This is a genomic window from Metaplanococcus flavidus, assembly GCF_042675885.1.
In the GTDB taxonomy this organism is placed as follows: domain Bacteria; phylum Bacillota; class Bacilli; order Bacillales_A; family Planococcaceae; genus Planococcus; species Planococcus flavidus.
Map to the genome: position 1 here is coordinate 137,252 of NZ_JBHTKI010000007.1, position 22,890 is coordinate 160,141.

The following is a 22,890-nucleotide window of genomic DNA, read 5'->3' on the forward strand; positions in this document are numbered from 1 at the left end:
TCAATTGTCAGCAAATGTACAAACGGGAGCATCCAAAATCAGTTTTTTCTTTTGACAATCATCGCTGTTAATTCCTTCAATAATGCCATTTCCCCGTCCAGTCCATCAATTGATTGCAATGCCTGGGACGCGTGATGATCCAATTTTTCTTTGGCTCGCGGCAAGGTCAGGATGCCCGGATAAGTGCTTTTTTCGCTGTTCTCATCTTTGCCGGCCGTTTTCCCAAGTTCTTCGGAAGTGCCGGTTACATCCAAAATATCATCCTGGATCTGGAAGGCGAGTCCCAGATGTTCACCGAATCGGGTCAGCGCTACAATAGTCTCGGATTTAGCCTGCGCCAGAATCGCTCCTGCCAGAATACTGAAAGTAAGAAGAGCACCCGTTTTCAGCCGGTGCACTTGTTCCAACTCTTCCAATGCCAGTTTTTTCTCTTCACCTTCGATATCAAGAATTTGGCCGCCTACCATTCCTTCAGCGCCGGAGGACACACTCATCAGATCGATCAGATTCACTTTGTCATCGTTTGAAATATTTTCCAGGCGCGCAATCAATCCGAAGCTGTAGGTTAACAGTGCGTCTCCTGCAAGAATGGCAACAGCTTCGCCGTAAACTTTATGATTCGTCGGCATACCCCTTCTTAAATCATCATCATCCATACTGGGCAGATCATCATGGATCAGCGAATACGTATGAATCATTTCAATTGCCGCAGCCACTTTCAAGGCATCGGGATGGTTAGCCCCGAGTTCATGCATGACCGCAAGCATAAGAATCGGACGGATTCGCTTACCGCCTGCCTGAAGTGAGTAATTCATGGATTCCTTCAATGAAGCCGGAATGGATAAGGCTTCAATCTGATCTTGCAATTCCTGCTGAATGAGCGGTTCATAATAGCTGCGGAATTCCTTCAACCTCATTTCTCAGTCCCGTCCTTTCCGATTTCTACAGGCGTTTCCTTCCCATCCTTCATCATCGTCACTAATTGTTCTTCAGCATTCTGCAGTTTGTCGTGGCAAACTTTCGAAAGCTCCATGCCTTTCTGGTATAAGGTCAGCGCCTCTTCAAGCGGAACATCCCCCTGCTCCAATTGACGAACGATTTCTTCCAATTGTTGCATCGCATCGTTGAATTTCAACTCTTTTTCAGCCATTTGTATGCTCCCCTTCTGTTTTTGGAATCGTATTTTTGACGGTTGCTTCGACCACCCCGTCCTGCATTGTCACCGTTAGATCATCACCAGCTTTTACCTGTTGGATGCTTTTAACAACCATGCCGTCTTTGTATGGAATGGTGTAACCTCTTTCCATGAGTTTCAGCGGACTTAACGCATCCAGCGTCCGGATGGCAGATGTTAGATTCATTCTATTATTATTCACTGTAATATGTGCAGATTGATCGAGGCGTTTTTGTAATTGAGCGATATCCGTCTGCGATTGTTTGATCCGCTGAAGCGGTATGCGGTTGGCCAATTGCCTGTCCAGATTGGTGAAGCGTTCCCTCGAGCGATTCAGATGCTGGAAAACTTCACGCTGCAAAGAATCCCCAGCTCGTTCCACCCGTTCGATGAATGGGCGGTATAAACGGTCCGGATAAGCGAAAGGCATCGAAGTCGCCAATTTTCTTAAAGCCGTTTTGTCCCGTTCCAGCATATTCGAGATGACGCGGTACATGCCGCTTTGCTGATTGAGAACTTTGTCCAGCAGGTCTGCCCTGCTTGGCACAGCCAGTTCAGCTGCGGCAGTCGGGGTTGCGGCACGTAAATCAGCCACGAAATCGGCAATGGTTGTATCCGTTTCATGGCCGACAGCAGAAATGACAGGGATCTGCGAATCGAAAATGGCGCGGGCCACAGCTTCTTCATTAAAAGCCCACAGATCTTCGATCGATCCGCCTCCACGGCCGACGATCATGACATCAAAATCCGAGCCATTGGCGGCCTGGATCGATTGGACGATGGATCTTACAGCTTGTTCTCCCTGTACCAAAGTAGGAAATATTGTGATTTTCGCCATCGGATACCGGCGGTTTAAGGTGATGATGATGTCTCTCACCGCGGCTCCGGTCGGCGCAGTGACAATCGCTATTTTTTCAGGAAATCTTGGCAGTGGCTTTTTATGAGCAGTATTGAAAAATCCTTCTTTGGAAAGCTTCTCCTTCAATTGTTCAAAAGCCAGATAATAATCGCCTATACCGTCCGGCTGCATTGACTGGGCATACAACTGATACTGTCCGGACGCTTCATAGACCGATACGTCTCCACGAATTAAAACGGTCATTCCGCTTTCCGGCTTGAATTTGACAGCGCGCGCATTGGCTGCAAACATCACAGCAGGCAGTCTTGAAGTATTGTCTTTTAATGTGAAGTAGATGTGGCCGCTTGTATGGATCTTCACATTCGAAAGTTCCCCTTTTACGTAAACATCACGCAAATGGGGATCTGCATCAAACTTCTTTTTTATGTATTTGGTTAACGCTTTTACACTTAAGTATGGGTCGGACGTCAAATTTTCAGCCCCTATCTTCCATATTAAAAAGCTGCCTTTCTTTCGAAAAACAGCTTTGTTTCTTATTATTTTACATGTTCAGACTCATTTTGTCTCCGGTAATCCTCTTTCAGCAGAAAGCAGTGTGTTTTCCATCAGCATCGCAATGGTCATCGGACCGACTCCACCGGGAACAGGTGTTACATAGGAAGCCTTGTCCAACACATCTTCAAAATCCACATCTCCGCATAAGTTGCCGTTTTCATCTCGGTTCATGCCGACATCGATTACGACAGCACCAGGTTTGATATGCTCTTTTCCGAGAAACTTCGCACGTCCGACAGCGGAAATGAGAATATCCGCCTGGCGTGTGTAATCAATCAGGCCGACTGTTCGTGAATGGCAATATGTGACTGTTGCATCCTTTTGGAGCAGGAGCTGTCCGGCCGGTTTACCGACTATATTGCTGCGGCCAATGACTACAGCATGTTTGCCGGCGGGGTCGATATTGTATTCTTCCAGCAATTTGATGATGCCATGTGGTGTGCAGGGAAGAAATGCTTCCCTGCCAATGATCATATTGCCGACCGAAACCGGATGGAAACCGTCCACATCTTTGTCAGGCTCAATCGCCAGAATCACTTGGAATTCATCGATATGGTCGGGAAGCGGAAGCTGAACCAGAATTCCATGGATTTCCGGATCTTTGTTCAATCCCTCTATCACTTCCAGCAGTTCCTCTTCTTTCAGCGTTTCCGGAAATTGCAGAAGGTCGGAACGCATGCCGAGTGATTCACAGGTCTTTTTTTTGTTTTTGACATATGTATGGGAAGCCGGATTGTCACCGATCAATACGACTGCCAATCCCGGAATTATCCCTCTTGAAGTTAATGATTGCACACGTTGGCCAATCTGTTCTTTAAGTTTCAGGCTCGTTGCTTTTCCATCGATAATGATCGCTGACAAGTGAATCCCCCCAGATTAATTTTCCAGTTCATCGGTAAACTTCGACAATACCCCGTTCACAAACCGGCTGGATTTATCATCACCGAATGTTTTGCTCAATTCGATCGCTTCATTCATGACCACGCGCGATGGTGCATCTTCCATATAAGCCAATTCAAATACAGCCATCCGTAAAATCGTGCGCTCAATTTTCGGCAATCTTTCAAGAGACCAGTTTTCAAGATGACCTTTTAATTTTTCGTCGATGGCCGCCATATTCGAATAGGTGCCTTCGACCAGCAGGTTATAGAAATTATCGTCGCTGCCGTCCATAACGTGCTCGATCGCTTCTGCCACCGTCAATTCTGTGCCCTCCAACTGAAATAAAGTCTGGAGTGCTTTTTCGCGTGCTTCATGTCGTTTCATAATAAACCCGGTCTCCTTTTCACTGCTAATTAACACCCATTATACAGATAATATACCTGAAGTTCCATGTTTGAAATGTTCGGAAAACGGCAGCGGTAAAAAAAGGATGTTATCCCGCATGACTCACCTTTAGTTTACCAGCCTTCAGCTTGTGCGGAATAAAAAAAGCCGGCCAACACTACTTCTGGTGTTGGGCCGCACTCTATTCAGTCGATAATCTGCTGTGATTCGAACTGAATGCCCGTGACATGGACATTCACTTCCTGCGTTTGCAGTGAAGTCATGTTTTCAAGCGTTTGACGCACTTGCGTCTGAATTTTTTGAGCAGTCTTCGGAATCGAAACTCCATAATCGATAACACAGTAGACGTCAATCATCAGACCGTCGGCGGCAAGCTCTGTTTTCACACCTTTGCCGTGCACTTTTTTGCCCAGACGTTCTGCAACCCCGGATGCAAAGTTGCCGCGCATGCTTGCAACTCCCTCGATATCAGAAGCAGCGATACTGGCGATAATTTCAAGCACTTCCGGTGCCACCTCAATATTGCCGAGGTCCTGTTTATTCGTCGGTTTGACCTTTACATAGGGAATCGTTTTTTCAGCCATAAAGACACTCCTCCTTAGGAATTCAACACATCATACTTTTCAAGGAATTTCGTATTGAAATCACCTGATTTGAAAACTTCATGGTCCATCAATTTCAAATGGAAGGGAATGGTAGTGAATACGCCTTCGATGACAAATTCTCCCAATGCCCGTTTCATCTTGGCCACTGCTTCTTCACGTGTATCAGCAAACGTAATCAGTTTCGCCACCATGGAATCGTAATATGGGGGTATGCTGTAACCTGAATACATAGCAGAATCGATGCGCACGCCCATACCGCCCGGCGGCAGATACATATCCACGCGGCCTGCAGACGGCATGAAATTCTTCGCAGGATTTTCAGCGTTGATGCGGCATTCGATGGACCAGCCTTTGAATGTGATGTCTTCCTGGCCAAAGCTCAATGTTTCACCGGAAGCCACACGCAATTGCTGCTGAATCAAATCTACACCAGTGATCATCTCGGTTACCGGATGCTCAACCTGGATACGGGTGTTCATTTCCATGAAATAGAACTTCTGATTTACTGCGTCAAAGATGAATTCCACTGTTCCGGCACCACGGTAATCCACCGCTAATGCGGCTTTCACTGCGGCATCGCCCATTTCAGCCCGAAGCTCAGGAGACAAAGCAGGAGAAGGGGCTTCTTCAACCAATTTTTGCATGCGGCGCTGAATTGAACAATCCCGCTCTCCAAGATGGACAGCATTGCCGTGGGAATCCGCCAATACCTGAATTTCGATATGACGGAAATCTTCGATGAATTTTTCGATATAAACACCAGGATTGCCGAAAGCCGCAGCAGCTTCCTTCTGCGTCATTCGAAGGCCGGTGATGAAATCTTCGCGGCTTCTCGCCACCCGGATCCCTTTTCCGCCGCCTCCTGCAGTTGCTTTGATAATGACCGGAAATCCAAGTTTCTCGGCAATTTTCAATCCATCCTCTTCACTGGCAACGATTCCTGTTGAACCTGGCACGACAGGAACGCCGGCCTTTCTCATGGTTTCACGGGCAACATCCTTCGTCCCCATTCTGGAAATCGCGTCAGACGTTGGACCGATGAACATAATATCGCATTCCTCACACAACTCAGCAAAACTTGCATTTTCAGCAAGGAATCCATAGCCCGGATGGATGCCGTCACAATTGGTTAGTTTGGCAACAGAGATGATATTCGAAAAGTTCAAATAGCTGTCTTTCGAAAGTTTCGGACCGATGCAATAGGCTTCATCAGCCAACTCAACATGAAGAGCCTCTTTATCAGCTTCGGAATAGACCGCGACTGTTTCGATGTCCATTTCCTTACATGCGCGGATAATGCGCACAGCAATTTCTCCGCGATTTGCAATCAATACTTTTTTCATCGTCATGTCCCCCCTCCTCAGTTTGTTTTAACGAGGAATAAAGGCTGGCCATATTCGACGAGTTGTCCGTCTTTTACAAGAATTTCAGCAATTTCCCCATCAACTTCCGCTTCAATTTCATTGAAGAGTTTCATGGCTTCCACGATGCAGACGATCTGTTCAGCAGAAACTTTCGATCCCACTTGCACATATGCAGCTTCTTCCGGTGAAGGCGACTGATAGAAAGTGCCGACCATAGGAGACAGGATTTTATGCATATCGGAATTTGCAGCGTCAGAATCATTGGTTTGTTCCGATGCCTTTTCTTCCGCCACTGGTGCTTGTGGCGCTGCTGGTGCTGCGGAAGCTTGTGGAGTTGGTGCCGCTGAAACTGATGGTGCTGATGGTTCAGCAGCTGCAGAACCATCTTCTTTTTTCAGTTTGAGTTTAATGCCTTCTGCTTCATATTTGAATTCAGTGATTGATGAGCCGTCCACCAATTTTATGATTTCGCGTATTTCCTGTATTTTCAAAATGTCCTACTCCCCTTATGTATGAATATTTTTTCGGCCGATACTCACTTTGCAAAATCAACCTTTTAAAAAATGGCCCCCCATGGGAGGAGGGCGTTTTCGCTTTTCTTTGTCCAGACTCCAGCGGCCCAGCTCTTCGGGTCATAAGTCAACCCAGCTGCGTGGCCAAGGCCACTTCGCTGCTCTGCCTTATGCCTTTCAGAGCTTAACGGGCGCTGTCGCTTTTCTTTGTCTACTGTGCTCTTGAAACGTATGATCCATCAGTAGTGTTGATGATCAGGCGATCGCCTTCATTGATGAAGAACGGCACCTGAACTGATAATCCTGTAGTGAGGACAGCCGGTTTCGTTCCGCCGCTGGCCGTATCCCCTTTAATCCCTGGATCTGTACCAACAACTTCCAACACAACCGTATTTGGCAATTCAACGCCCAAAACTTCTCCATGGAATTCAATAACTTGAACTTCCATATTTTCCTGCAGGAATTTCAACTCATATTCAATGCTTTTTTCCGGCAATTCGATCTGGTCGTATGTTTCGGTATCCATAAATGCATGGACATCACCGTTTGCATATAAATACTGCATTTTTTTGTTGTCAATTTGTGCTTTAGCCACTTTTTCCCCGGCGCGGAATGTTTTTTCAGTCACACTGCCTGTGCGCAGGTTGCGCAGTTTCGAACGAACGAATGCTGCCCCTTTACCAGGTTTTACGTGCTGGAATTCCATGACGCGCCAAATGCCACCATCCACTTCGATTGTTACACCAGTTTTAAAATCGTTTACTGAAATCATATAATTTCCTCCGTTTTTATAAAATGCGCAGTTCTTTTGACGATTTAGTCAGTCTTTCGTTTCCGGACTCGGTAATCAGTATATCATCTTCAATGCGCACTCCGCCAATACCCGGTAAATAAATGCCCGGTTCAACGGTTACAGCCATTCCCGGTTCCAGCACGACTTGCGATTTGGATGAAAGCCCCGGCGCTTCGTGCACTTCGAGTCCTATGCCATGGCCTGTTGAATGGCCGAATGCATCGCCATATCCTTTTGACTTAATATGGTCGCGTCCGATCGCATCGGCATCAAAGCCAGTCATTCCCGGACCAATCTTCTCAACGCCAAGTTCCTGTGCTTCCAAAACAATTTGATAAATTTCCTTCAGTTTTTCAGACGGTTCACCTACAGCAACCGTACGTGTTATGTCGGAGATATAGCCGTTATACAAAGCACCAAAATCCATCGTTACAAAATCACCGGATTCGATCACTTTGTCAGAAGCTCTGCCATGAGGCAACGCTGAACGGAAACCCGAAGCGACAATGATATCAAAAGAAGAAGACTCAGCTCCTTGCTTGCGCATGAAGAATTCGAGTTCATTTGAAACCTCCAATTCCGTCATGCCGGGCTTGATGAAGGTGCAGATGTATTCGAAAGCATCATCGGCGATTTTGGCAGCCGCTTTCAGGGTTGCCACTTCATCTTCTGTTTTGATTATCCGGATTTTTTCGATGACCCCACTGACCGGTACCAATTCCACTTCCATCTTTTCTCTGTATTGTTCATATGATGAATATGTAACAAAATCTTTTTCGAAGCTGAGCGATTTCACTCCCAATTCTTTTACCTGAAGGGCCGTTTCTTCCAGCAGATTGGTTTTGGCTTGGACGATTTCAAAACCTTTGCACTGTTCTGCTGCCTGTTCTGTGTAACGGAAATCCGTGATGAAAAGCGCTTTTTCCGGTGTAACAATTGCAAGGCCTGATGAGCCGGTAAATTCCGTGATATAACGCAGATTAAATTCGCTTGTGATGAGGAATGCCTCAATTTTTTGTTGAGCCATTTCGTTTCGCAATTTTTGCAGTTTCAATGTAGTCATCCTCTCTGATTTCGTAACAGCAAAGCATGCAGACCCAGGAAATATACGTCTTTTCCAAACCCGGTGATCTGCCCTTCCGCAACCGGTGCTATAAAGGAATGGTGGCGAAAGTCCTCGCGTTTATAAACATTTGAAATATGTACTTCAATAACAGGTACGTTAATGGAAGCGATGGCATCCCGAATGGCAATGCTCGTATGCGTGTAAGCACCGGCGTTTAAAACCACCCCATCAAGATCCTGGCGTTCTGCCTGCTGAAGCCAATCAATGATTTCGCCTTCATGATTCGACTGGCTGCATGTCAGCTCAATGCCGTGATCGAATGCGAATTGTTCAAGCTCATGTTCCAGTTCGGCAAGTGTAAATGTGCCGTATGCATCCGGCTCCCGCTTGCCAAGACGGTTCAGATTGGGGCCATTCAGTATCAAAACGCGCATCTTCTCCACTCCCTGTCGATAACTTCTTCATTATTTTATCATACGAGCAGAATCGAGCAACTATAAGAAGGAAAATGGGGAGCCGGGTATAACTTGAATTTTGGTTGCGGTTGCCATAAATAAGTTCGCAAATAAATAAAAGCGGAAGCTAAGGCTTCCGCTTTACAACTTAATTGAGAATGAAAAATGAAAACCGATATTACGCGAAACAGGTTCGCTTTCCTGAAACCCATGCTCCTGTCTCTGTCCCTGCAACGCTGCGCTAGCTTCGGGACATGAAAGTGCGTTGCATCGCTTCGCTAGCTTCGTCGCAAAGCGCCGGCCGGAAGATCTTCGGCCACGCTTGGCTCCCGCTTTTTCGTTTTTAATTTATAGTCCACATTTCAACTGCGCCGCACAATTTGTGCAGGTATTGCAACCGCCCATTTCTTCGACTGTCCCTTTGCGGCATACCGGGCATGTATCGCCCACTTCTGAACCGATGGTGACATTCGTCGAACGCAGATCCTGGATTGTGTCGATCAATACGATCGGGCGTTTAGTCTGAACTTCTTCAGGTGCTTCATCTTCAAACGTATTTTCTTCCGCTTTCAAAGTAAGAACCTGGGAGTCACGGCTGCCATCAACATAAACCGTACCGCCCTTCGCTCCGCCTTTATAAAGTCGTTCGTAGACGCCTTGCACCTGTTCGACTGTATAGCCGCGCGGTGCATTGACGGTTTTTGAAATCGATGAATCGATCCAGCGCTGGATGATGCATTGCACATCAGCGTGAGCTTCCGGTGCCAACTCCATTGATGTAATGAAAGCTTTCGGAAGATCGTCTTCGCGGGCTTCCGGATTGTTTTTCAGATACTCACTGACGATATCCGCTTTGACTTCGATGAACTTGCCAAGGCGTCCACTGCGGTAGTATGTGAATGAATAATATGGCTCAAGCCCTGTGGAGACGCCTACCATCGTGCCAGTGGAACCAGTCGGTGCAACCGTCAACAGATGCGAATTGCGGATTCCGTTTGCCAAAATGCCTTCACGGATCTCTTCCGGCATTCCACGCATAAAGCCTGTTTCAGTAAATGCTTTTCGGAGAGCTGCCGTCTCTTCTTCCGTTTCCCCTTCAAGGAATGGGAAGCTTCCACGTTCGGCCGCCAATTCTGTCGAAACTTCATAAGCTGCTGCAGCAATAGTCTTGAAGAGCTGGTCGACAAGTTCATTGCCTTCCGGCGATCCATATTCTTTATCACAATAAATCAACAGGTCAGCGAGACCCATGACACCGAGGCCGACGCGGCGTTCCCCTAATGCCTGAAGGCGGTTCTCTTCAAGGAAATAAGGGGTTGCGTCTATTACATTGTCCTGCATGCGGACACCTACGCGAACCGTTTCTTTCAGGGCTTCAAAATCGACCGTCTTCGTTTTCGGATCTGCAAATCTTGCCAGGTTGACAGCCGCCAGGTTACAAACTGAATTAGGGGCCAGTGGTTGTTCGCCGCACGGGTTGGTCGCCACCACTTTTTGGCCATAGGCTGTTGCATTTGTTTTTTCATTGGCGTTATCAATGAAGAATATGCCGGGTTCTGCAGAATAAGTGGCGCAAACATTGATGAGATTCCACAAATCACGTGCTTTCATTGTGCGGTAAGTGCGGACTTTATGGCCTAAACGCTCCCAATCACGCACATCGCCGACTTCCTGCCATTGTTCGTTGTATATTGCCATTTCTTCTTTTGAATAAGATTCTACAGCCGGGAAACGCAGATCAAAATCAGCGTCCTTTTCAACAGCTTCCATAAAATCACTCGTCAATGTTACAGAAATGTTTGCTCCTGTAAGAAATTCTTCGTTATGAACAGAGTACGTTCCGCCGTCACGAAGTTTCGTGTCCGCATCACGCATGATTTTTTCATTGAATCCACCCATGCCAGGAATTGTCCGGTAGTTCAGAACTCCTTGATACATTGCTTCTTCCAGTTCTGTCAACGGCTTGAATTTCAATTTATCTTTAGCCAGTTTCCGGATTGTCTCGTCTTCGGTATTCTCGATCAAATAACGGAGGATCCGCGGATTCTGCATTTTGGAGATAATGAATTCTGCGATATCCGGGTGCCAGTCTGCCAGCATGATCATCTGAGCTCCACGTCGCGATCCGCCCTGTTCAACAAGGTGTGTCAGTTTCGCGATATCGTCGAGCCAGGAAACCGAACCTGAAGATTTACCGTTAACACCGCGCGCCAATGTATTGCGTGGACGCAAAGTCGAACCATTTGTCCCCACTCCGCCGCCACGGCTCATAATTTCCATTACTTGTTTGCGATGGTCGGAAATTCCTTCGCGGGAATCTGCCACGAACGGCATTACATAACAGTTAAAATATGTAACATCCGTATCGGCGCCCGCTCCGTATAGAACGCGGCCTGCAGGAATGAACTTAAGACCCACAAGCTGCTCATAAAACTTCGCAAACCATTCCTGCCGTTTTTCCTCTGTTTTTTCAACAGATGCAAGCCCCGTCGCATTCCGTTTGGCAATTTGTTCATAGTAGACTTCAAGTGGTTTTTCGATAACGTCAAGGGATTTTACAACAATGCCATTCTCCAGATCTTCCTGGTTGTCAATCGCGCTGCGGTAATCTTCCTCGATCCAGACTTCTGCCTGATTGGCTTGCTTATTCACTGAAACAATAAACCCAAGACCACGTGCCGGGAATTTCGGATCTTCTTTTACTGTCAGAACGACAAAATCTCCAGCCTTCAATGTTTTCTTCTCGGTATCTTTGAAAGAGTAACGATCGATCATGACCAGCCGCGAAACTCCTTTATGTGTTGTCGTCATGTCCGGTGTAATCGGATGTACTTGTGAAAATTGCTCGATGTCCCTGTTCAGAGCTTCAGGATTTAACGTAAAAACAGATTTAGTTGCAGAAACCATTTGACAAATCCTCCTTTGTATTATAGGGGTAAACACAATATATAGTATTTATACTGTTCCCATGATACTATATGTTGAAACTCCTTTCCATAACAAAATTTTGATTCTCCAACTCGTTTGATGGCAAACTCTGCAATGACAAGCTTTTTACAGTCCGAAATAAAAAAAATGAGTCAAAAGTGATATTATTTGCACCATCCCTTTTCAGGGTAAAATTCCATAGATCTTTTCTTGTTGACACCTCGTTCAACTCGCATGGATATTTTATGTTTTTGAAGTCCGACGGGCAGTTTTTCTTGTTTCCCCATTCCTCCCTGCCCATTAAAAACTAAAGCAATGATAAATTTTCATCAAGATGGATTTGTGTCCGTAGCAATGAATTTTCACAACATCGCCTCTTTTTCATTGTTGCATGGAATATTGCCATTGAATTCAAGAACCATCTTCTCTTATAATGAAGAAAGAATAGAAAGGGGAAAGACCATTGGAATTCTTGTATTTTATCGCCGCAATCCTTTTTGCGATTATCGTTTATGCACTGGTATCGTATTTCCGCATGAAAAAAGCCGTCACGCCGCTGACGCAGGAACAGTTCATCGAAGGTTACCGGAAAGCCCAGCTCATTGATGTTCGCGAACCCAAAGATTTCGCTGCAGGACATATTCTTGGAGCGCGTAATATTCCACAAACCCAGTTAAAACAGCGCCATAAGGAAATCCGCTCTGACAAACCGGTCTATCTGTATGACCAGAACGGCGCACGCGCCGGCCGGGTAGCGATTTACCTGAAAAAACAGGGTTATGACCAGATTTATCAATTGCAAGGCGGTTTCAAGCAATGGACCGGAAAAATCAGATCAAAATCCTAAACCACAAGCTCTTCCTTCATGGAAGAGTTTTTTTTCAAAAAAAATTCATTGCGCAATAGCAAAAATGCCTGGAAGCAAAATCTGCTTCCAGGCATTTTTTCTGTTATTCAGCTTTATGGTAGCGCAACACGGGTTTGCGTGCCGCTTTTGTTTCGTCGAGGCGTTTGATGACCGTGGTGTGAGGTGCATCCTGGACGATTTCCGGATTCTCTTCCACTTCACGTGCAATCTGGATCATTGCATCGATGAAGGCATCAAGCGTTTCTTTCGATTCTGTTTCCGTCGGTTCGATCATCATGCCTTCTTCCACATTTATCGGGAAGTAGATTGTCGGTGGATGGTAACCGAAATCGAGCAGACGTTTTGCCATATCCAGGGTGCGCACACCCATTTTTTTCTGGCGGCGGCCACTCAGGACAAACTCGTGTTTGCAATGGCGGTCATACGGCAGGTCAAAATGCGGCTGCAATCTGCGCATCATATAGTTGGCGTTCAAAACGGCATATTCGGTTACAGCTTTCAAGCCGTCCGGCCCCATAGAACGGATATAAGTGTATGCGCGCACGTTGATGCCGAAGTTGCCGTAAAACGGTTTCACACGGCCGATTGACTGCGGGCGGTCATAGTCAAACGAGAATACGTCGCCGTTCTTAACGAGAATCGGTTTTGGCAGATACGGCAATAAATCTTTATTGACGCCTACAGGACCTGATCCCGGTCCGCCACCGCCGTGAGGGCCGGTAAACGTTTTGTGGAGATTCAAGTGGACCACGTCAAAGCCCATATCTCCCGGGCGTGCTTTTGACATAACCGCGTTGAGGTTGGCACCGTCATAATAAAGCTTGCCGCCAACTTCATGGATGATGGCAGCCATTTCCAGAATCTGTTCTTCGAAAAGGCCCAGTGTGTTTGGATTCGTCAGCATCAAGGCAGCTGTATCCTGCCCGACTACGCGCTGCAAATCTTCCAGGTCGACAAGGCCATGCTCGTTCGATTTAACCGTCACGGTTTCAAATCCGGCTACGGTTGCAGAAGCAGGGTTTGTTCCATGTGCGGAATCGGGAACGATGACTTTTGTGCGATCCATGTCGCCATTCGCTTCATGGAAAGCACGGATCATCATTAATCCTGTCCACTCGCCGTGGGCGCCAGCGGCCGGCTGAAGAGTCACTTCATCCATGCCCGTAATTTCCTTCAGGTGTTCCTGGAGGTCATACATCAATTCCATTGCACCTTGGACAGTGGATTCATCCTGCAACGGATGGATATTGGCAAAGCCGGAATAGCGGGCCACCGATTCGTTGATTTTCGGGTTGTATTTCATTGTGCAGGAGCCGAGCGGATAAAAACCGGAGTCGACTCCGTGGTTGCGCTTCGACAACGCCGTGTAATGGCGCATGATGTCCAGTTCGGAAACTTCCGGCAGGTCCGCAGCTTCTTCGCGGAGCAGGCCTTCCGGCAATAGATCAGCAAGGTCGATTTCAGGAACATCGAGTTCCGGCAGGCTGTAGCCGACGCGGCCTTCTTTAGTCATTTCAAAAATGAGTGGTTGGTTGTCTTTATGCATGAGTAGCCCCCATTTCCTGCACGAATGCATCGATTTCTTCTTTCGTGCGCTGCTCGGTAACGGCAACCAGCACGTGTCCACTGAATTCTTCGTAGCTCAAACCGAGATCATAGCCGCCGATCATCCCTTTTTGCAATAAGGATGCATTCAGCTTTTTGACTGGAGAATCTGTTTTAACGACAATTTCATTGAAATGTGCGCCTTTAAAAGCGATTTCAAAACCGGCGCGCTCCAATTGCTGTTTCATATAATGAGTTTTTGTGATGTTCTGGATGGCGATTTCTTTAGTGCCTTCCTTGCCGAGCGCCGTCATGGCAACAGAAGCGGCCAACGCATTCAATGCCTGGTTCGAACAGATATTCGAGGTGGCTTTATCGCGGCGTATATGCTGCTCTCTTGCCTGAAGGGTCAGAACAAAACCGCGGCGTCCGTCTTCATCTGTCGTTTCACCGACAAGACGTCCTGGTACTTTTCGCATTAAGGCTTTAGTGACTGCAAAATAACCGCAATGAGGGCCTCCGAATGCTTCCGGGATGCCGAATGGCTGCGCATCACCAACTGTGATATCCGCGCCAAGCTTGCCTGGAGGCGTAAGAGCGCCAAGAGCCAGCGGGTTTGATGATACCGCGAACAATGCGCCGGCTCCGTGAACGATCGGCTCGATTTCTTTCAGGTTTTCCACCTGGCCGAAGAAGTTCGGATACTGGATCATCACTGCAGCTGTATTGTCATCGATCATTTCTTTCAACGCTTCGAGATCCGTGTGGCCGTCTTTCAATGGAATTTCTTCCACTGCGATGGACTGTCCAAGTGCATAAGAACGGACAACATCACGCGATTCCGGATGAACTGCACGGGATACAAGAATTTTTTTGCGGCGTGTATGGCCGGCAGCCAGCATGCCCGCTTCAGCAAGCGCTGTTCCGCCGTCATACATCGAAGAGTTGGCAATTTCCATGCCCGTCAATTCGCTGATCATGGTCTGGAATTCAAAAATCGCCTGCAATTCACCCTGAGAAATCTCGGGCTGATAAGGAGTGTAGGCTGTATAGAACTCGGAACGCGATATTACGTGATCCACGATAATCGGTTTATAGTGGTCGTAGACACCAGCACCCAGGAAGGAAGCATAAGTATTTGAATCCGCGTTTTTGGCAGCCAATTGCGACAACTCTTTTGTCAGCGATGACTCTGATTTTGCAGGTTTGATGTTATATTCGCCTTTAAAACGGACTTTTTCCGGAATATCTGCGAATAACTCATCGATGGACTGGATGCCAATTGTATCGAGCATTGCTTTTTCATCTTGCGGCGTCATTGGTAAATAGCGATGTTTCATCGATTGCTGTCCCCTTTTTAAATAGAATTAATTGCTGCGTTTATAGAATGGCGTTTCGACTGTTACTGCTTTCAGTCGTTTATTGCGGATTTCGACTTCCAGTTCTTTGCCGATTTCAGCATATTCCGCCGATACCAGAGCAAGGCCGATGTTTTTCTTTAATGTTGGAGATTGAGTGCCGGTTGTTACTTCACCAATTTTTTCATCATTCAGGTACACGGAATATCCATGGCGCGGAATGCCTTTGTCAATCATTTCAATACCGACCAGCTTGCGCGGAATCCCGTCCTCTTTTTGTGCGGCAAGTGCCTCTTTTCCAATGAAATCTTCCTTCGCCAATTTAACGACAAAGTTGATGCCGGCCTCCAGCGGAGTGATGTCTTTCGACAATTCCTGTCCGTACAGCGCCAGACAAGCTTCGAAACGCAATGTATCACGTGCGCCAAGTCCGGCCGGAATAACGCCGTCCTCTTTGCCTTCTTTTAAGATTTCAGCCCATAACGCTATGGAAGCTTCAGGAGAAGCATAAATCTCAAATCCGTTTTCCCCGGTATAGCCGGTGCGTGAAATGACAACCGGATGACCGCAAATTACAACGTCCTTTTTAAATCGGAAAGGTTTGATATCGGACAAATTTTCGTCGGTCAAGCGTTGAAGAACTGTTTCAGCGAGCGGTCCCTGCAATGCGAGTAAACCATATTGATCTGAAACATTTTCCAGAGTGACTCCTTCAATCGCATTCTTTTGCATCCACTCAAAATCCTTCTCGATATTCGAGGCATTGACGACCAGCATATAATGTTCTTCGTCAAAACGGTAAGTCAACAGGTCGTCGACCGTCCCTCCGTCCGGATAGCACATTGCCGTATATTGAGCTTGCCCGTCCTTGATTTTGGAAATGTCATTCGTCAGCAGGCTCTGAAGGAATTCCAAACTATTCGGACCGGAAACCAAAATTTCGCCCATATGCGATACATCGAAAAGACCGGCTTTGGTTCTCACAGCTTCGTGCTCTTCTTTGATGCTTGAAAACTGCACAGGCAATTCCCAGCCACCGAAATCGATTGTTTTTCCGCCATACTCAGCGTATGACTCAAATAAAGGTGTTCGTTGTAATTCTCCCATTCATCTTCCTCCTCATTTAACAGTTTCCATAAAAAAAGGACAGAGATTTCCCATTGAAGGGAAATCTCTGTCCTGGAACCTGAAAGTTTACCGTTACGGTTTTCCTCTTTGGTAGCTGCCATGCAGCGTTCTCCAGAGATGCGTCCGGCACGAGTCTTTTTGCCTGAGAGATTCATGGCTTTTGCCATTTGCTCCTTCGGCGACGCTTTCGCGTTCTCTCCCCATGCTTTCATCCGCCCAAATCAAATGTTTGGTCCATAGCGTTATATTAATATCATATAACTTCGTCTATATCCTAACATTATTGGAAGGTAAGCGCAATCTATTTTGTGTACACTAGCGAAAGACGAACGTTTGGCGTAATTTTATTTTTTACGTTCGCCTTTTAAGCGATTCACTTGAAATGCTGCATATTGTGTTATTTGTCGGAGCGAGCGGAATTCTGTCCGTATCGTAATATGGGCAGCCGCTTTGTAAAGCGGGTAGCGGGCTTGGTAAAGAGATTCAATCTGCTCTTTTGTCGAATTCACGACAATCGGGCGTCGGGGATCTTTATGAATCCTTCGCCATATTTCACGGAACGGTGCATCCAGAAACAGCACCAACCCTGTCCGGCGCATGATTTTACGGTTTATTTCCCTTATAGCCACACCGCCACCCGTAGAAATGATGCAATCCTCGTCTTTCAAATTTTGCAGAAATTGCGTTTCCAGTTCCCTGAAATACGCTTCCCCATGTTTATCGAAAATTTCAGCGACAGCCATGCCATTCTGCCTTGAAATTTCCTTGTCCATATCGTAATAAGGCATTTTCAGCAAAAAACTGAGCCGTCTGCCTACCGCACTTTTACCGCATCCCATAAACCCAACCAAATAAATTCTTTTCATCCTACCACCCGATACTACCCTAATCACTCAGGTATTTTATTTTTCTCGATTTCTGCCAGTAGTTGTATAGTAGCATGCCGGTGCATATTTTCCAATGCATCGTACGTTTTAAAATGCTGCCCGTACAAGACTCCGGCGTGCGACATGACCATTAATGCAGAAATGAAAAAAATGAGAGTGATCGGATAAACCGCTGCCCTTTCCGACTTAAGGACCTGTAATGGCATACTCGTACCTCTCTTCTGAACCACTCAGCAGCACTGCCGTAATTTTCAACACATCACCTTCCAACTGAAAACTGCACTGGCTGATCCCTGTCATCATAATTTCATGGCCCTGATTGAACTTCTGCTTTCGGATGAAGGAACCATAAACTTCGATATCGTATTCAACCCCCGCCTGTACTACGCGCAACCCTGTATTGCCATGGGTAATCTGAATAGAATCGACAGAGTGCAGATAAGCTTGAAGCTCTGTCGAGAAAAGACGCCATTCGATCTTCCCCGCTTCCAAATCTTCCATGTAATTGGCCGTGTACATATAAAACAGGATGATGAGCGGCATGAGGGCTGCGACCAAAAGCAGGTCAAGCAGTACATTGTAATAAACGTACCCCTGTTGTGTCGATAAAGTCTGCCTGCTGGTCACTCTGCGCATATTGTCTCCGGCAGGTGTCTGTAGTTTTCATAATCCACACATAATTTAGTGCCGTACTCCCATGAAAAGACCGTGCTATTGACTGTCCGAGTGCCGAAATCTTTGCCGGTCGCCTGTATTGTTTTGGCCGCTTCATGCATCGTCTCAAAGGCTATTGTACGTAATTGCTTATCATCCAAGGTCTGATGCATTTTTTGCATGAGCGGCAGCAATGTGCCAAAAAGCATGAAAATAATCAGCAGGCTGAGCATTGTTTCAGCCCAGGATACCCCTTTTTCATTCAGAGAAAACCACCCTCCCTTTGCCAAGATGGACAATCACCCGCTTTTCCCCGCTGCTGGTATTGAAGCGCAGCGTGCCCGAAGCGACCACAGAACCCGTCGGCCAATAAGCGATTTCTTTCAGGTTGCTTAATCGATTCAACGTAACAGAAAGAGGTATCTTCCGTTTTGCGAGAGATGTTTTGATGCTCGGTGTGACATTGTAAAAGCCCAAATCAGACTGAAAGACCAGCGTAACCGTTGTATTCAAGCGGTAAGCTTCGCTTTGTGCATGATAAATATCGTTTCTGAGAAGCTGAAAAAAACGCTCCTCCTCTTGCTGGACTGAAATCTGATGATATGCCGGCAAACCGATGCTGAGGCCCACCATCAGAATGGCCAGCACCAAAACCACTTTCATCAGCGTGAAACCACTGTCTTTTTTATTCAGGGTTTCGCCGATGTTACGACACCTTCTACAGAAATACTTACAACCTCCCCGTTCGGACAATCTGTCTCACCCGTTTTCAGGTAACCTTCTGACACCAATTCTTCCAGCGTCGGAACCTTCTTTTCATCCATTCGGAATGATTCCACCTGGCCCTGGACCATCTGTACAAATGCTTTGCAACCTTTTTCGTCTACTGCAGATGTCTGTTTTGAAACATTCGGAATCGCAATGGCAATGAGCACTGTGATGATCAGCATGACTATCAGCATTTCGATCAGGGTGAACCCTCTTTGGCTTTTTAATCGTTTCATTCTTTTTCCTCCTCAAATGGTTTGGACCAGATTATACATTGGCAATAAAATCGCCAAATATGCCGCGATAATGCAAACTGCAATGATGACAAAAAAAGTCGGCTGAATGATTTTCAGCCATTTTTGGGTAAGCTGCTCAATCTGTTCCATCTGCACTTCGCTGTAAAGGATCAATTCCTTTCCAAGAAAACCGGTCAATTCACCATGCCTTAAAAAAGCCGGCATATCCGTTGACAGAATACCCAGGCGTTCAACTGCAGTCGACATGGAGTCACCGAGAATGATTTGGGATTCTGCGGAGGCGGCAATTGCCTGAATCACTTTATGATGGTTTTGATTGCGCAGCACTGCCAGTGATTCCTGCAGGGAAATCCCGCTGTGAACCAAGGTCCCCAGCTCACGCCCCAAAAGATGAGACCAATAGAGCCGGATATATTTTCTGGCAACCGGAACCTGCAGCAGCCACCTGATCTGCTTTTCAACCGGCTGCAGTTTCAGTAGTCTCCAAAAGAGAAAAGCAGCAGCCAACGCCGCAGCGATAGCCGCAATAAAGAAGTCAGGCAATTTTAAAAGGTAAGCCGGAACGCCTCCGCCCCCTTTACCGGTTTGCATGGATGCCATCAGTTCCGTCAGGTTCGGCACATAGCTCATCCGGAAAAAGAGAAACAGCAGTGAGGTGAACCCGAGCAGCGATAAAGGATAGACCAGAATATTCTTCAGTTTCATCCGCACCTGCTCTGTCCTGCCGTAGCTTTTGGCAATGCTTTGAAGGGAATGGGATAAACGGCCATGATGTTCCGCGATTTCCACCGGAAACAGTACACCTTCTTTAAAACCGAGAAATTTTAACAGCTCTGCCGCGTTGCCCCCGTTTTTTAAAATTGCGGTAAGTCCGCTTTCTGCAGTCTCCCAATTTCGGCTGTGAATTGGCAACAGCAAGGTCAACGCAGTCGGCAGAAGATACCCTTCGCTAAGCAGGACCGCCAGCCTGTCAAGAAAGCGGCTGCGTTCACGCAGGTGAATCTTCAGGGACTTCTTGTTTTTCAAACGCACCGATCGTCACCCCTTCCCGAATTTGTCCGATAAACGACAGCCGGTCAGGAAGTGAATAATCTTTATTTTCCTTCGCGGCAAGCAGCGCTTCCGTTAAACGGCTGCCGTGAAGAATTTCAAATAAGGCACGATAGCTTGGTTTTTCATCACCAAGCTCGGCAAAAACCGGCATAATCCGCTGAGCAGAGATCGCAAGCAAAGTCTGCGACATATCTTCGTGGGAAATCCCGAGATCATTCAGCCGGTGTATACAGCCAACGGAATGCCTGGCATGGATCGTTGAAAAGACGAGATGTCCGGTCAAAGCCGCACGAATGGCTATTTGAGCGGTTTCTGCATCCCGGATTTCGCCGATCATGATAATGTCAGGATCATGCCTTAAAATGGCCTTCAACCCGGCAGCGTAACTGAGTCCGGCTTTTTCATTGACCTGGATTTGCAGAATGGCCTGATTCTTCCGTTCAACCGGATCTTCCAAAGTGATGATATTGCGATTCCATTTGTCAGCGCAATGTTTCAACAAGGAATATAAAGTGGTTGATTTGCCGCATCCGGTTGGTCCAGTCAGCAGAATCAGGCCTTGTGCGGATTCGGAAAGCTTTTCGAGCAGTCTGGCAGAATCACGAAAAGCCGCCAACTCATGGATCGGCTTTGCCGCTTCATCCGGCATGATGCGGATGACGATGCTTTCCTTTGTCAAAACGGAAGGCAGGGTCGAGATACGGAAATAAAAGGATTTGTTGTCGATAGGAAGATGAAAGGAGCCTGTTTGGGGTTTTCTTTTTTCACTCATGTCCAGCAGGGATAGATATTTGAAATAGGCAATCATGCGATCGCCAAAGTCAAAGGGGATTTGTGATACCTGCCGCAGCCCGTCAAAGGAGCGGAAAGAAACTTTGTAGCAAGAAGGTGCGGGTTGGATGTGAATATCGGTTGTATCGCAATCAGCTGCTTTTTGCAGAAGATCGACACATTTTCTTTCGATTATTTCCTGCATGGATCCCTCCAAATTAGTTTTGAACATCGCCGCCTCGCTGTTCCCCCATAGTATAACCGCGGTCTTTGAACAAGAAAATAGTTTGGTCCAAAATAATTTTTTACCCCCCTGTTTTCGGGCCAAAAATGATTTTTGGGCAATACTTTTCTATATACGTTGAAGAAATAAATCAGCATATATACACCGCTTCTGCGCTTTGGATAAGGGTAAAGATCATGCTCTTGCGCAAGCTCGTCGCAAAGGAGGTGCCATCTTCGTATGGCACACCTTGGCTCCCGCCCTAAGCAGAGAAGACCACTCGTCTTATTGCTCCGTCGGCATTCGCCTGCTCCTGGAGCGCGCCGGCGCTAAGAGACACCTAGATATGGAGCAAAACAGCGAAGACGCCCAGGGGAGCAGGCGAATGCCGACGAAGTGCAAGATCCACTCGGGCGAAGTGCAACGAGACCGAGTAAGCTCAGCGCAAGCCAAGAGTTGGCCGAAGGGAGTTCGGCCGAGTCTTTGCGACGAAGCTAGCGCAGCGATGCAGGAGCACGGGGTTTGGCAAGCAAGCTGTTTTGCGGAATATCGGTTACTTACATTTTTTTCTTATATAGTTAATTTACTTACATAAGATTACACCGGTTTGTCACAAAGAAAACGAACTCGCGGTTTACACAATGACTCGCTTTCCTATATAATAAATAAGAGATTATTGTGTTGTGGCAAAGGAGGGATTACCCATGAATAACATGTTTAAATTAATGGGATGGTGGACTGGGATTTTTGCAGTTCTGTTTTATGTAGGCGATATGGTGGAAGTTTCTTTATTGATGGTTGCCAATACCGGCTTTTTTGTACTACTAGGATTTTTAAATATCTCTGAGCGTATGTATTTGTATATCTTCGCAGCTTACTTAACAGTATTCTTCGTCGGCTTCACGTACTACACAACTTTCATCCACATACCTGGTGGAGGACATTAATTAAATTTTTCAACGAAGAAAAAAGCGGCCAGCTCGGCCGCTTTTTTAATTTATCGTTATTCAGATTCAGGATTCTCTCAGAAACGGGTTGCTGTTTTTCTCTTCTGCAGGCGTCGTATCGGGCCCGTGTCCTGGAAACAGCACTGTTTCCCCTGGAAGCGTCAAAAGCGCTGACCTGATTGACTGCAGCAGTTTCGTCTCAGAACCGTCTATGAGGTCTGTTCTGCCAATGCTGCCCCGAAAAAGTGTGTCCCCTACCATGGCAAAACCATCCTCTTTGAAATAGAAACTGATACTGCCTGGAGAATGTCCCGGCGTATGCAACAGCATCATTCTGAATGGACCGATTTCAAGTTCTTTTTCTTCCTTCAGCAAAACATCTGCATCGTTTATGCGATAATCCGGCAGCGCTGCGTACTTGCCGGAGCCATTCAAGTTCGGTCGACCAAGCCAGTCCTTTTCAAGATTATGAAGATAAACCGGAATCCGGTATTCATCCCTGAGCTCATCGACGGCTCCTATATGATCAAAATGAGCATGAGTCAGTAGAATCGCAATTGGCGTCAGACCCCTTCTTTCCAATAATGCTCTGACCTTCTCGCCCTCTTCGCCGGGATCAAAAATCAGCGCCTTCTTATTGGTATCCGATACAATATAACAATTCGTCTGAACAGGACCAAGTTCCATTTGTTCAATTTTTAGCATTGAATTCACCTCTCCCCGATTATATCATGCCTTCTGTCTATGGAATGTTCATGGGAATGCCATTTTTCACGCTCGACAAACACCGTAAAATTCATTACAATAGTATAGAGCAAGACGGCAATGGCTGT

General features: G+C 46.6%; 25 protein-coding genes and 1 riboswitch. Of the genes, 2 read left to right on the forward strand and 23 right to left on the reverse strand.

All coding sequences use genetic code 11. The features are described 5' to 3' along the window. Positions 1-38 precede the first annotated feature (38 nt). From ACFQ1X_RS04550 to ACFQ1X_RS04605, 12 genes are all read right to left on the reverse strand, one after another. Entirely contained in the window at positions 39-917 is an 879-nt protein-coding gene (locus ACFQ1X_RS04550; RefSeq protein WP_144840200.1) for a polyprenyl synthetase family protein, read from the reverse strand. Continuing rightward, a complete protein-coding gene (locus ACFQ1X_RS04555) occupies positions 914-1,150 on the reverse strand; it encodes an exodeoxyribonuclease VII small subunit (RefSeq protein WP_144840199.1) in 237 nt (78 codons plus the stop codon). Before ACFQ1X_RS04555 ends, ACFQ1X_RS04550 begins: the two co-directional genes overlap by 4 nt. Then, positions 1,143-2,504: an exodeoxyribonuclease VII large subunit gene (xseA, locus tag ACFQ1X_RS04560; RefSeq protein WP_144840198.1), complete on the reverse strand. Its 1,362-nt coding sequence runs from the start codon at positions 2,502-2,504 to the stop codon at positions 1,143-1,145. The genes ACFQ1X_RS04555 and xseA overlap by 8 nt, the downstream gene beginning before the upstream one ends. 84 nt (positions 2,505-2,588) lie before the next feature. Next, a complete protein-coding gene (gene folD / locus ACFQ1X_RS04565) occupies positions 2,589-3,449 on the reverse strand; it encodes a bifunctional methylenetetrahydrofolate dehydrogenase/methenyltetrahydrofolate cyclohydrolase FolD (RefSeq protein ID WP_144840197.1) in 861 nt (286 codons plus the stop codon). 15 nt (positions 3,450-3,464) lie between these two features. After that, positions 3,465-3,854 carry a transcription antitermination factor NusB gene (gene nusB, locus ACFQ1X_RS04570; protein WP_144840196.1) on the reverse strand — a complete coding sequence of 130 codons (390 nt, stop codon included), beginning with the start codon at positions 3,852-3,854 and terminating at the stop codon, positions 3,465-3,467. A gap of 206 nt (positions 3,855-4,060) precedes the next feature. Then, entirely contained in the window at positions 4,061-4,459 is a 399-nt protein-coding gene (locus tag ACFQ1X_RS04575) for an Asp23/Gls24 family envelope stress response protein (RefSeq protein ID WP_144840195.1), read from the reverse strand. 14 nt (positions 4,460-4,473) lie between these two features. Next, complete coding sequence (accC, locus tag ACFQ1X_RS04580) at positions 4,474-5,823, reverse strand: acetyl-CoA carboxylase biotin carboxylase subunit (protein WP_144840220.1); 1,350 nt, start codon at positions 5,821-5,823, stop codon at positions 4,474-4,476. A gap of 17 nt (positions 5,824-5,840) precedes the next feature. Beyond that, positions 5,841-6,338, reverse strand: a complete 498-nt coding sequence (gene accB / locus ACFQ1X_RS04585) for an acetyl-CoA carboxylase biotin carboxyl carrier protein (RefSeq protein WP_144840194.1) — start codon at positions 6,336-6,338, stop codon at positions 5,841-5,843. A gap of 229 nt (positions 6,339-6,567) precedes the next feature. After that, positions 6,568-7,128 (reverse strand): elongation factor P, encoded by a 561-nt coding sequence (gene efp / locus ACFQ1X_RS04590; protein WP_144840193.1) that lies wholly within the window; start codon positions 7,126-7,128, stop codon positions 6,568-6,570. Positions 7,129-7,144: 16 nt separating this feature from the next. Then, on the reverse strand, positions 7,145-8,212 hold the full coding sequence (locus tag ACFQ1X_RS04595) for a M24 family metallopeptidase (RefSeq protein WP_379081548.1): 1,068 nt from the start codon (positions 8,210-8,212) through the stop codon (positions 7,145-7,147). After that, a complete protein-coding gene (gene aroQ, locus ACFQ1X_RS04600) occupies positions 8,209-8,649 on the reverse strand; it encodes a type II 3-dehydroquinate dehydratase (protein WP_144840191.1) in 441 nt (146 codons plus the stop codon). Before aroQ ends, ACFQ1X_RS04595 begins: the two co-directional genes overlap by 4 nt. 369 nt (positions 8,650-9,018) lie before the next feature. After that, a complete protein-coding gene (locus ACFQ1X_RS04605; protein WP_144840190.1) occupies positions 9,019-11,577 on the reverse strand; it encodes a vitamin B12-dependent ribonucleotide reductase in 2,559 nt (852 codons plus the stop codon). 484 nt (positions 11,578-12,061) lie between these two features. On the opposite strand from ACFQ1X_RS04605, the gene ACFQ1X_RS04610 reads away from it, so the two are divergent. Beyond that, on the forward strand, positions 12,062-12,445 hold the full coding sequence (locus tag ACFQ1X_RS04610) for a rhodanese-like domain-containing protein (RefSeq protein ID WP_144840189.1): 384 nt from the start codon (positions 12,062-12,064) through the stop codon (positions 12,443-12,445). A 103-nt stretch (positions 12,446-12,548) separates the two neighbouring features. Here ACFQ1X_RS04610 and gcvPB read toward each other — a convergent pair whose 3' ends face one another. The 10 genes from gcvPB to comGA all read right to left on the reverse strand — a co-directional run bounded on the left by gcvPB (position 12,549) and on the right by comGA (position 21,092). Beyond that, positions 12,549-14,012 (reverse strand): aminomethyl-transferring glycine dehydrogenase subunit GcvPB, encoded by a 1,464-nt coding sequence (gene gcvPB / locus ACFQ1X_RS04615; protein ID WP_144840188.1) that lies wholly within the window; start codon positions 14,010-14,012, stop codon positions 12,549-12,551. Next, positions 14,005-15,351 (reverse strand): aminomethyl-transferring glycine dehydrogenase subunit GcvPA, encoded by a 1,347-nt coding sequence (gene gcvPA, locus ACFQ1X_RS04620; protein ID WP_144840187.1) that lies wholly within the window; start codon positions 15,349-15,351, stop codon positions 14,005-14,007. The genes gcvPB and gcvPA overlap by 8 nt, the downstream gene beginning before the upstream one ends. Positions 15,352-15,378: 27 nt before the next feature. Next, positions 15,379-16,476: a glycine cleavage system aminomethyltransferase GcvT gene (gene gcvT / locus ACFQ1X_RS04625; protein WP_144840186.1), complete on the reverse strand. Its 1,098-nt coding sequence runs from the start codon at positions 16,474-16,476 to the stop codon at positions 15,379-15,381. A gap of 141 nt (positions 16,477-16,617) precedes the next feature. Beyond that, a riboswitch (glycine riboswitch) is annotated at positions 16,618-16,709 on the reverse strand. A 132-nt stretch (positions 16,710-16,841) separates the two neighbouring features. Beyond that, positions 16,842-17,363: a shikimate kinase gene (locus ACFQ1X_RS04630; RefSeq protein WP_144840185.1), complete on the reverse strand. Its 522-nt coding sequence runs from the start codon at positions 17,361-17,363 to the stop codon at positions 16,842-16,844. A 207-nt stretch (positions 17,364-17,570) separates the two neighbouring features. Next, positions 17,571-18,020, reverse strand: a complete 450-nt coding sequence (locus tag ACFQ1X_RS04635) for a competence type IV pilus minor pilin ComGF (protein WP_144840184.1) — start codon at positions 18,018-18,020, stop codon at positions 17,571-17,573. Beyond that, positions 18,008-18,328 (reverse strand): hypothetical protein, encoded by a 321-nt coding sequence (locus ACFQ1X_RS04640; RefSeq protein ID WP_379081555.1) that lies wholly within the window; start codon positions 18,326-18,328, stop codon positions 18,008-18,010. The genes ACFQ1X_RS04635 and ACFQ1X_RS04640 overlap by 13 nt, the downstream gene beginning before the upstream one ends. Further along, complete coding sequence (locus ACFQ1X_RS04645) at positions 18,297-18,701, reverse strand: GspH/FimT family pseudopilin (RefSeq protein ID WP_144840183.1); 405 nt, start codon at positions 18,699-18,701, stop codon at positions 18,297-18,299. Before ACFQ1X_RS04645 ends, ACFQ1X_RS04640 begins: the two co-directional genes overlap by 32 nt. Before the next feature lie 26 nt (positions 18,702-18,727). After that, a complete protein-coding gene (gene comGC, locus ACFQ1X_RS04650) occupies positions 18,728-19,042 on the reverse strand; it encodes a competence type IV pilus major pilin ComGC (RefSeq protein WP_144840182.1) in 315 nt (104 codons plus the stop codon). Between the two features lie 12 nt (positions 19,043-19,054). Further along, positions 19,055-20,095: a competence type IV pilus assembly protein ComGB gene (gene comGB / locus ACFQ1X_RS04655; RefSeq protein ID WP_144840181.1), complete on the reverse strand. Its 1,041-nt coding sequence runs from the start codon at positions 20,093-20,095 to the stop codon at positions 19,055-19,057. Continuing rightward, the gene (gene comGA / locus ACFQ1X_RS04660; RefSeq protein ID WP_144840180.1) at positions 20,052-21,092 is read right to left on the reverse strand and encodes a competence type IV pilus ATPase ComGA; all 1,041 of its coding nucleotides are present in this window, start codon (positions 21,090-21,092) and stop codon (positions 20,052-20,054) included. The genes comGB and comGA overlap by 44 nt, the downstream gene beginning before the upstream one ends. A gap of 722 nt (positions 21,093-21,814) precedes the next feature. On the opposite strand from comGA, the gene ACFQ1X_RS04665 reads away from it, so the two are divergent. Further along, complete coding sequence (locus tag ACFQ1X_RS04665; RefSeq protein WP_144840179.1) at positions 21,815-22,057, forward strand: DUF2626 domain-containing protein; 243 nt, start codon at positions 21,815-21,817, stop codon at positions 22,055-22,057. A 66-nt stretch (positions 22,058-22,123) separates the two neighbouring features. Here ACFQ1X_RS04665 and ACFQ1X_RS04670 read toward each other — a convergent pair whose 3' ends face one another. After that, positions 22,124-22,762, reverse strand: a complete 639-nt coding sequence (locus ACFQ1X_RS04670; protein ID WP_144840178.1) for an MBL fold metallo-hydrolase — start codon at positions 22,760-22,762, stop codon at positions 22,124-22,126. Between the last annotated feature and the right edge of the window lie 128 nt (positions 22,763-22,890).